Source organism: Kitasatospora sp. NPDC056327, assembly GCF_042261735.1.
In the GTDB taxonomy this organism is placed as follows: Bacteria; Actinomycetota; Actinomycetes; order Streptomycetales; family Streptomycetaceae; genus Kitasatospora.
Map to the genome: position 1 here is coordinate 1 of NZ_JBHJRC010000331.1, position 8,888 is coordinate 8,888.

Consider the following 8,888-nt stretch of genomic DNA (forward strand, 5'->3'; position numbering starts at 1 on the left):
CCCCTCCCGCCGGCCCGGACCGGCGGGAGGGGCGGGCACGGGCTCCGGGAACCGGTCGGCCGGCGAACCGGCAGGGATCCCCCGTGGACCCGATGGCTCATCAGAACTTCTCGGACAACAGGGAGATCGACTTCAACCAGCAGCGCCCGACGGCTATTCTCGCCCTGCGGTGCGGGGCGCCGCGGTCCTCCTGGGACGTCGATCGGTGGGGTGGGGGAACATGGCGGACGAGCCGGGCATCACTGAGCTGGACTCCCTGGAGTTCTGGGTGACCGAGGACGAGCAGGACGACGGCGACACCATGGGCGTCTTCGGACGCGACCGCGAGGCCGTGCTGCGCCGGGTCCCGCTCGGCGCGCTGCGCGGCAACCTCGCCGAGACGGTGGACGCGCTGCAGAAGCTGTTCGAGCAGATCGCCGAACGCGGCGGGCCGATGCCGCTCAAGGAGGTCCAGCTGAGCTTCCAGGTCTCCGCCTCCGGTGGCGTGCAGCTGATCGGCAGCTCCCAGGTGCAGGGCACACGGGGAATCACCTTCGTCTTCGGTCGCTAGTCCTCGATGGGCGGGTTCGCCGCGCTGCTGATCGGGGCCAGCGACTACGAGCTCGACGGGTGCACGTCGCTTCCGTTCATCCCCGGGGACCTCGAACGGTTGGACGGGGCGCTGGGGGAACGCGGTTTCCGGGTCGTGCGGCCCAGGAGCGGCCGCCAGATCAGCGCGAACTTCGTCAACGGCGAGGTCGGACACTTCCTCAGGGCCGCCAGGCGGGGGGAGACGCTGCTGATCTGCCTGAGCGGTCACGGACTGCACGCGGAGGGCAAGGACTACCTGATCCCCGAGGACCTGCACTCCGGAGTGGAACCGCCCTGGTCCGGCTGCATCGCCATCGACTGGCGGAGCGAGGTCGAACGGACCCCGGCGGCCCAGGTGCTGTTCCTCATCGACGCCTGCCGCAACGGAGTCCGGCAGGACTTCATGAGCGGCACGGTCGGCTGGGCCACCCGCGAGGCACTGGTCGTCGCCGGGCGGAAGGTCGCTCACCTGTACGCGTGTTCCCCCGGCGAGTACGCACTGTTCGTCGGTCCCGACGAGCGCCGCCCGGAGCGGGACTCGTTCAGCCTGTTCTCGCGCGCCGTGCTCGACACCCTGCTGGAGCACGACGGCCCGCTGAACCTCGAAGAGCTGCGCGTCGCGACCCAGCTCCGGATCCAGGCCTTCCACGAGCGGTACCGGAAGAAGGGACGACCGCAGCGCGTCCGGGTGCTCACCGATGTCGACCACACGGACTTCCTGGTGGCCGGCCCGCCGCGGGGCCGGGCCACCGATCCCGCCCTGCCCCGCCCGTTCACCGCTGAGGCCGGTGAGGCAGGTGAGGCCGGTCCGACCTCACCGACCTCACCGACCTCACCGACCGGAACGGCCCGGGAACCGAGCCGGAAGCCGGCCCCCACCGACCCGCGTCTGTTGCTGGCGCTGGCCGTCCACCAGGTGCAGACCAGCGGCCGCACCGAGTACCTGGAGGAGTGCGCCGCCGTCGGCCCCGTGGACCACGTGCTCGAACTGGGCTCCCGACTGGCCTACGAAGGAGCCGTCGCCGCCGCGCTGTGGAACGCGGCGGGCCGGCGCCGTTCGCCGGCGGCCCTGATGGACCTGGTGGCCGCGCTCTGCGTCCGGGGCCCGGCCGGGGCCGCGCACCGGGTACTCGACTCGGCCGCCGCCGACCGCCCTCCCGGCGAGCTCCTGCTCGCGCTGGACGCCGCCGCGCTGCCGCCCGGGGAGGCCGGGCCGTTGCGGGCGACGGTCCTGCGCGCCGCGGCGCGCCTGCCGGCGGACGCCATGGCCGCGGGACTGACCGGTCTGAAGCGGGCCGGGCTCGACGCCGACGCGCGGTGGCTGGTCGGCGCGCCGCGGCCGGTGGCGGACCTGCCACCGCTGCTGGCCGCGCTGAACGCCGCCGGCCTGGCGGCGGAGGCGGACCGGCTGGTGCGCGAGGCGATCGCCCGGCACGGTGCCCGGGTGGCGGACGGCCTCATCGGGGTGCTCTCCGTGACCGGCCGCACCGAGCAGCGCGCCGCGGCGCTGACACTCGTCGCGGCGGGACCGCTGGACGGGCTCGTCGAGTGGCTGGCGGCCGAGCGCGCGCGGGCCGGCCGGGAGGAGGAGGCCGGGTTCGTACTCCGGGAGGCCGTGGCCGCCCGGCCGGACCGGTACGACCTGCCGGCCGCGCTGCGTCGCGGTGGTCAGGACGGCTACCTGGGCACCGTCCACGGGGAGTTCGCCCGGCTCGCCGCACCGGAGCTGCACGTGGCGCTGGAGCGGTGGTCGGCCGACGGCGCGGACGAGGACGCCGAGGCCGTGCTGAGCCGGCTGCTCCGCCCCTTCGACCCGGGGGCGGCCGCGGCTCTCGCCGTGCGGCTCGTCGAGCGCGGGCCGTCCGCCCTGCTCCCACCCCTCCTGACGGAGGTGTGCGGGCAGGGTGCGACCCCGGTGGCCGGGTTCCTCCGCCATGCGGCGAAGAACCCGGCCCTTGTCGGCGCAACGGTGTCCGCCGTGGCCGACCGGTATCCGGTGGCACGGCTGCCCGGGCTGATCGAGTCGCTCGGACGGGACGGGCTCCGGACCGTCGCCGCGGACGTCTGGACCCTCTGGGCGGCCGACCGGCCTGCGGCGGATCTGATCTCCGTGCTGGTCGCGGCGCGCCCTGCGGACCAGCGGGCACTCCTGCGGCGGCTTCGCGTCGCCCGCCGGTCACCGGAGGGGCTCGCCGAGTTGCTGGACCTGGCCCGGGGGAAGGAACGGCGCGGTCCGCTGGGGGACCGGCTGGCGGAGGAGCTCGCGACCGGCTGGGACGGGGAGACGCTGGTCGGGGTGCTGGTCGCGCTCCGGGACCGGGGCGCGGGGCTCGCCGAGGACGAGCTGCTCCAGCACGTTTCCGAGGGCGGCGGGATCGACGGGCCGGCGAGGATCGCGCACTGGCTGGCCTCCGAGGGACGGCGCGAGCGGGCGAGGTCGTTGCTGTCCACCTGGGCGGCCACGGGCCGGGACCTGCCGGGCGTCGCGGCGCTCACCCGATGCGTCCTGGCCGTGGGGGATCCCGAGCTCGGCAGGCGGCTGCTGGCCGACGCGCTCGGGGGGCTCTCCGCGGCGGACCTGATCGTCGTGGCCGAGACCGCGGACCCGTCCACGCCGGAGTGGGACCCGGAGCCCGAGCAGGCGCCGGTGCGGTGGCCGGGGGCCGTCGGCAACGGCGAACTGCTGCTCGGCGTGGCCGAGCGGCGCTCGCCGGCGGAGGTCGCGGACCTGTTGGTCGCGCTCGATCACCATGTGCCGACGGTCCGGCTGCCGACGGACGTCACCGCCCTGCTCGGCGGGTTCCTGATGGTCAGGCCGACCGATGACGTCGGCGCACTGGTCCGGGAGCTGGACGCCCGCCGTACCGCAGAGGGTCCCGGCGAACGGCTGGCACAGGCCGTCCGGCACCATGCGGCCGCGCTGTTCCGCGCGGCGCGCGCGACCGGCGGCGGGGCCGGCGCCGGGTACGTGCCGGCGGTGTTCCGGGGCGGCCGACCGGTGTCGGTCCCGGCCGTGCTCGACCTGTTCGGGGAACTGGAACGGGCCGGAAGCCTCCTGACGGCAGGCCTTCTCGTCCACCGGCTGGGCCGCTTCCAGCCGCCGGCGGTGGTGGCGGAACTGCTGGACGCCTTCCGGGACACGAGCGCCTTCGAGGTGCTGTGCGATGTGCTGGCCGAGCGGCCGGCGGAGGAGGCCGCCGAGATCCTGTCGGCCGCCGGGGAACCGGGAAGCGCGGGGACTGCCTGCGCGGAACGCCTCGCGGGCACGGTTTCCGCCGACTGGTGGCCGGCGGTCCTGGTCGAACTGCTGGCCGCCGGGCGGAGCCGTGCCGTCGGCCTCGTGCTCGCGGCCGCGCCCTGGGCGGAGCGGGCCGACGGTCTCGTCGGCCTGCTCGACGCGGTGCACCGCCTGGGCGGCGAGCACGGACGCGCGGTGACGGAGTTCCTGGCGCTGGGCCTGTCCCCCTCCCGGGCGATGGTCGTCCTGGGGCACGTGCGCCTCGACGGAGGGACGGTGGCGGCCACTCCCGTCCTGAGCATGATCGCCCGTTCACCGGCCGCGGCCGCGGTCTGGACGGAGCTGCACGAACGCGGCTGGTTCGAGGAGGCCGCCGGACTGCTCGACGCGGCGCCCCCGGACACCGATGTGCTGCCGTGGTTCCGGCAGTTGGACGAGGCGAACCCGCAGGTCGACCGGCCGGAGCTCCTGCGGGCGGCCGGGGCGGACGGTCGCCCGGCCGTGCTGGCCGCGCGTGCCGGAGCGGGCCGGGCAGCGCCGATCGCGACGGTCCTCCACCGGTCGCCCCAGGAGGCCGCCGAGCTGCTGCTCGCACCGGGCGGACTCCGGGACGGGCTGCCGGAAGGCTCGGGGCCGAGGGCCCCGGCCGTACGCACGGAGCTCTGGCGGCTCCTCGCCGCGGTGCGTCCGGCGGGCGAGCTCGCCGTGATCCTCGCCGAGCTGGTTCTGGGGAGCGGCGACGCGGACGCGGACGGGATCGCCGGTCGTCTGCTCGCCGACGAGTCGGCCGACCGGATCGCGGGCGTCCTGACCACCGCTCCGGGAGCCGGGCAGGACGTGCTCCCCGCTGCCGTGGTGATCGCGCAGGCCGCCTACGCACGGGGCACGGTCGTCGACCTGGTCGGCCGCCTGGCGCCGGTTCCGTACCTGCCGGGCGCCGCGAGGCTGGTCGAGGCCCTCCTGGTGCCCGCGCGTGAGGGCGCGCGGATCGCGGAGGTGACGGTCGGCCTGATCGGGGCGGACGCGCCGCACCCGATCCGGCGTTGGCTGGTCGACGAGTTCTGCCGCCGTCAGCGCGCGGAGGAGGTGGCGGCCCTGCTGTTCCACCTGCACCGGGGCGGTGCCGGCCAGGACGCGGTGCGGGGGCGGGCGGTGGTCGCCGCGTCCCGCCCCGGCGAGCTGGGCGTGATCGGACGGGCGCTGGAGGATCTGGGCGGCCGGAACCCGTGGTTCTCCGGCCACCGGGCCGCCCGGACCGCCGTGGACGGAGCCCCGGCGGCCCCGCGCCGGAGGTTCTGGCGGAAGGACACCAACGGCCCGTGACACCAACGGCCCGTGACGCCGCCGGGCCGGGCTCCGGCCCCGGCCCCGGCCGTGCGCCGGTGCTGCGGCGGGGCGCAGGCGGGTACCACCGGCGGCGTCGACCGACCCGCCGTCCCGCCCGCCCGTTGCCCCCCGGGGGAGGGGGAAGGACGGGCGGGCGGGGGCCGGGGTGGGAGAGGCGGGGCGGGATCAGGCGACCGACACGGCGCTCCAGGCCGCCGCGACCGCCTTGTACTCGGTGCTGGTCGCGCCGTAGAGGTCCTTGGCGGCGTTCAGTGAGGCGGTGCGTGCGCCCTTGTAGTCCGTGGTGGAGGTCATGTAGACGGTCAGGGCGCGGTACCAGATCTTCGCGACCTTCTGGTTGCCGATGCCGGTGACCGTCGAGCCGTTGCAGGTCGGGCTGTTGTAGGTGACGCCGTTGACGGTCCGGGTGCCGCTGCCCTCGCTCGCGAGGAAGAACCAGTGGTTGCCGACGCCCGAGGAGTTGTGGACGTCGAGCCGGCCGACCTTGCGGCTCCAGCAGTCGGCGGAGCGGCCGTCCAGCGAGGGCTTGTCGAAGCGGCGCAGCCACGGCGGGGTGGACTGGTCGCTGAACAGGTAGTCGCCCTTGTCGACGGTGTTGGCCGCGTACCACTCGACCATGGTGCCGAAGATGTCCGAGGTGGCCTCGTTGAGGCCGCCGGACTCACCGCTGTAGCGGAGGTTGGCGGTGGCGCTGGTGACGCCGTGGGTCATCTCGTGGCCCATGGTGTCGAGGTCGACCTGCTCGGGGTCGGTGGTGCCGTCGCCGTCGCCGGTCATCATGCAGAAGCAGCCGTCGGACCACTGGGCGTTGTCCCAGGCGGTCCCGACGTGGACGAAGACGGTGGCGCCCCGGCCGTCGTTCCTGATGCCGCTGCGGTTGAAGGTGTTCTTGTAGTAGTCGTACGTCCAAGCGGTGTTGGCGTGGGCGTCGACCGCGGCGGTGGCGCGGTCGGTGGAGAACTTCCTCCCGTCGCCCCAGACGTTGTCGGGGTCCGTGAAGAGGGTGCCGGAGCCCGTGTTCAGCGCGTCGGCGGAGACGTTGTGGGCGTCCTTGGTGACGTGGCCGCGCAGCGGGTCGGTCAGTGTGTAGCCGCCGCCGCCGCTGCGGGCGGTGGTGTCGATGGTGATGTCGCCGGTGTACTCGGAGCGGCCGGTGCCGGAGGCCTGGTGCTCGGCGTCGTAGGCCTCGATCCGCTCGCCGGTGCGGGCGTCGGTGACGACGACCCGGCCGGCGGGCTGCCCGTGGTCGCCGGTGCCCCGGACGGTGGTGCGCCAGGCCAGCCGCGGGGTGCCGTCGGCGGCCCAGACGACGAGTTCGGGGCTGCTGCCGGCGTTGCCGATGCCGGGGGCCGCCTCCAGCGCGCGTTCGGCGGTCAGCCGGGCGGGGACGTCGGGGACGATGCCGCGCACCGCGGCGTCGTGGGCGGCCGCGCGGGAGGAGTCCTTGAGCCGGCCGCGGGAGTCCTGGTGGACGACCAGGTCGCCGCCGACGACGGTCAGGCCGAGGTAGGTGCGGTCGAAACGGACGTGCTGGGTGCCGTCGGAGTCCTGCACGACGTCCTTGACCACGAGGTCCTGGCCGTCGGTGAAGCCGAACACCGCCGCGTTGCGGGTGACGTTGGCGCGGGCCCGGTCGATCGCCGTGTCGCGGCCGGCGGGGGCGGCCGCGGCGGTGCCGGCGGTGACGGTGGCGGCGACGAGTGCGGCGGTGGCGGCTATGGCGCCGGCGGTGAGGAAACGGCGAGAAGAGGAGGAGGGGCTCACTCTGACTCCAGTCGGGGATGCTGCAGGGTCGCTGCAGACGGAGGGTTGCGATGAGATTGACGGTGAACAGTCATTCGGGGCTAGAGGAAACGGCCGGTTTTTGCCAAGTTGTGTCCTGTACTGATCGGAGGTGACCACCCGTGAGCAGCGCGTCTACGCTCGTGCCATGACGACGCCCCAGCCCGAGGCCGGGCCGGAGGCCCAGCCCGAGGCCGAGCCCGAGGCCTGGTCCGACGCCCCGTCCCCACGCCTCCTGTTCCTCTGGCGGGGCGACTTCACCGACCCCGAGGTCGACGCCCTGCACGCCGCCGCCTTCGGTGGTGACGCGCCCGACCCCGGCGCGCCCACCCCCTGGCGGGCCCGCCTGGAGCGGCACAGCGTCGGCTGGGTCTGCGCCCGCCCGGAGACCGGCGGCCCGCTGCTCGGCTTCGTCAACGTCCTCTGGGACGGCGGCGTTCACGCCTTCCTCCTCGACACCGCCGTCGACCCGGCCGCCCGGCGCACCGGCGTCGGCACCCTGCTCGTCGCCGCGGCCGCCGACGGAGCCCGCGCGGCCGGCTGCGACTGGCTGCACGTCGACTTCGAACCCCACCTGCGCGGCTACTACCTCGACGCCTGCGGCTTCCGCCCCACCGACGCCGGCCTGCTCGCCCTCTGACGGCACGCGCCGCAGCCGTCGGGTGCCGGGGCCCTTGACCTGCGGCTGCGCCGGCCCCGACGGGGCGGCGTCCACGGCTCGGACACCCCCGCCGCCGTCCGGGCCGACGGTTGTACTCTGCACGCGGACGGTCGGCGCGGACCCGTCCGGTGCGGCGCCGGCCCGTGACGCTGCCCGGACCCGTAGGAGGCCGCCCGCATGAGCACGCCCGACCCGCGCACCTCGCCCGAGCAGCGCCCGGGGCCCGCCGGGCCGCCCGCCGGGCAGGACGTCCCGCCGCCCGCCGGGACCGCGGGGGAGCCGCTGCTGCGCACCCGGGGCGTCGACGTCGTCCGCGACGGCCGCCACCTGCTGCGCGGGATCGACCTCGCGATCCGCCCCGGCCAGCACTGGGCGCTGCTCGGCCCCAACGGCGCTGGCAAGTCCACCCTGCTCGCCCTGCTCGGCGCGGTCTCCCACCCCACCCGCGGCGAGGTCGACGTGCTCGGCCGCCGGCTCGGCCGGGTCGACATCCGTGGACTGCGCGCCCATCTCGGCCACGTCAACCCCCGCCACCCGCTGCGCTCGCCGCTGACGGTGCGCGAGGTGGTGCTCACCGGCACGACCGGCACGATCGAGCCGGACCTGCACCGCAAGCCCGCCCCGGAGGAGCTGGACCGGGCCGAGTTGCTGATCGACACCCTCGGCATGGGGCCGGCGGCGGACTCCCCGTGGACGACGCTGTCGCAGGGGGAGCGGGGCCGGGCGCTGATCGCCCGCGCGCTGATGCCGAGCCCGCGGCTGCTGCTGCTGGACGAGCCCGCCACCGGGCTCGACCTGACCGCCCGCGAAATGCTGCTGGACAGCCTGGACCTGCTGCGCCACCAGCACCCGGAGCTGGCCAGTGTGCTGGTCACCCACCACCTGGAGGAGCTGCCGGAGTCCACCACGCACGCGCTGCTGCTGCGCGGCGGGGAGACGGTCGCGTCCGGTCCGGTCGACGAGGTGATGACCACGGAGCTGGTGAGCGCCACCTTCGGGCACCCGATCCGGATCGCCCGCCACGAGGGCCGCTGGACCGCCCGGGCCGCTGCCCGCCGCACCCCGGCGGGCTGAGGACGGGCCCCCGGGACGGGCCGCCGCTCACTGCATCCGGACAGGCTGCCGACGGACCCCGGGGCGGAGTACCAGCAGGTCCCGGAAGGGGCGGGGCCCCCACCGGGGGGGCCCCCGGTACAAAGCATTGGCCAGGTGGGCCAACCCCCCCAGCGCCCCCCGGGGCCGGCACACACAGGGGGCCCCCCCCCCCGGGGGCCGCCCCCCCCCCCCCCC

The 8,888-nt window shown here is 75.7% G+C and carries 5 protein-coding genes; 4 read left to right on the top strand and 1 reads right to left on the bottom strand.

Features of this window, described 5'->3' with window-relative positions; translation table 11 throughout:
- The first annotated feature begins 220 nt into the window (after positions 1 to 220).
- Both ACFCX4_RS31540 and ACFCX4_RS31545 read left to right on the top strand, forming a co-directional pair.
- The gene (locus ACFCX4_RS31540) at positions 221 to 550 is read left to right on the top strand and encodes a hypothetical protein (protein WP_376149997.1); all 330 of its coding nucleotides are present in this window, start codon (positions 221 to 223) and stop codon (positions 548 to 550) included.
- Between the two features lie 6 nt (positions 551 to 556).
- On the top strand, positions 557 to 5,131 hold the full coding sequence (locus ACFCX4_RS31545; protein ID WP_376150000.1) for a hypothetical protein: 4,575 nt from the start codon (positions 557 to 559) through the stop codon (positions 5,129 to 5,131).
- A gap of 189 nt (positions 5,132 to 5,320) precedes the next feature.
- On the opposite strand, the gene ACFCX4_RS31550 is transcribed toward ACFCX4_RS31545, so the two are convergent.
- Entirely contained in the window at positions 5,321 to 6,919 is a 1,599-nt protein-coding gene (locus ACFCX4_RS31550; RefSeq protein ID WP_376150003.1) for a M4 family metallopeptidase, read from the bottom strand.
- Between the two features lie 166 nt (positions 6,920 to 7,085).
- Between ACFCX4_RS31550 and ACFCX4_RS31555 the strand changes: the two genes are divergently transcribed.
- A complete protein-coding gene (locus ACFCX4_RS31555) occupies positions 7,086 to 7,577 on the top strand; it encodes a GNAT family N-acetyltransferase (RefSeq protein WP_376150006.1) in 492 nt (163 codons plus the stop codon).
- 198 nt (positions 7,578 to 7,775) lie between these two features.
- Entirely contained in the window at positions 7,776 to 8,672 is an 897-nt protein-coding gene (locus ACFCX4_RS31560) for an ABC transporter ATP-binding protein (RefSeq protein WP_376150009.1), read from the top strand.
- Positions 8,673 to 8,888: the final 216 nt, after the last annotated feature.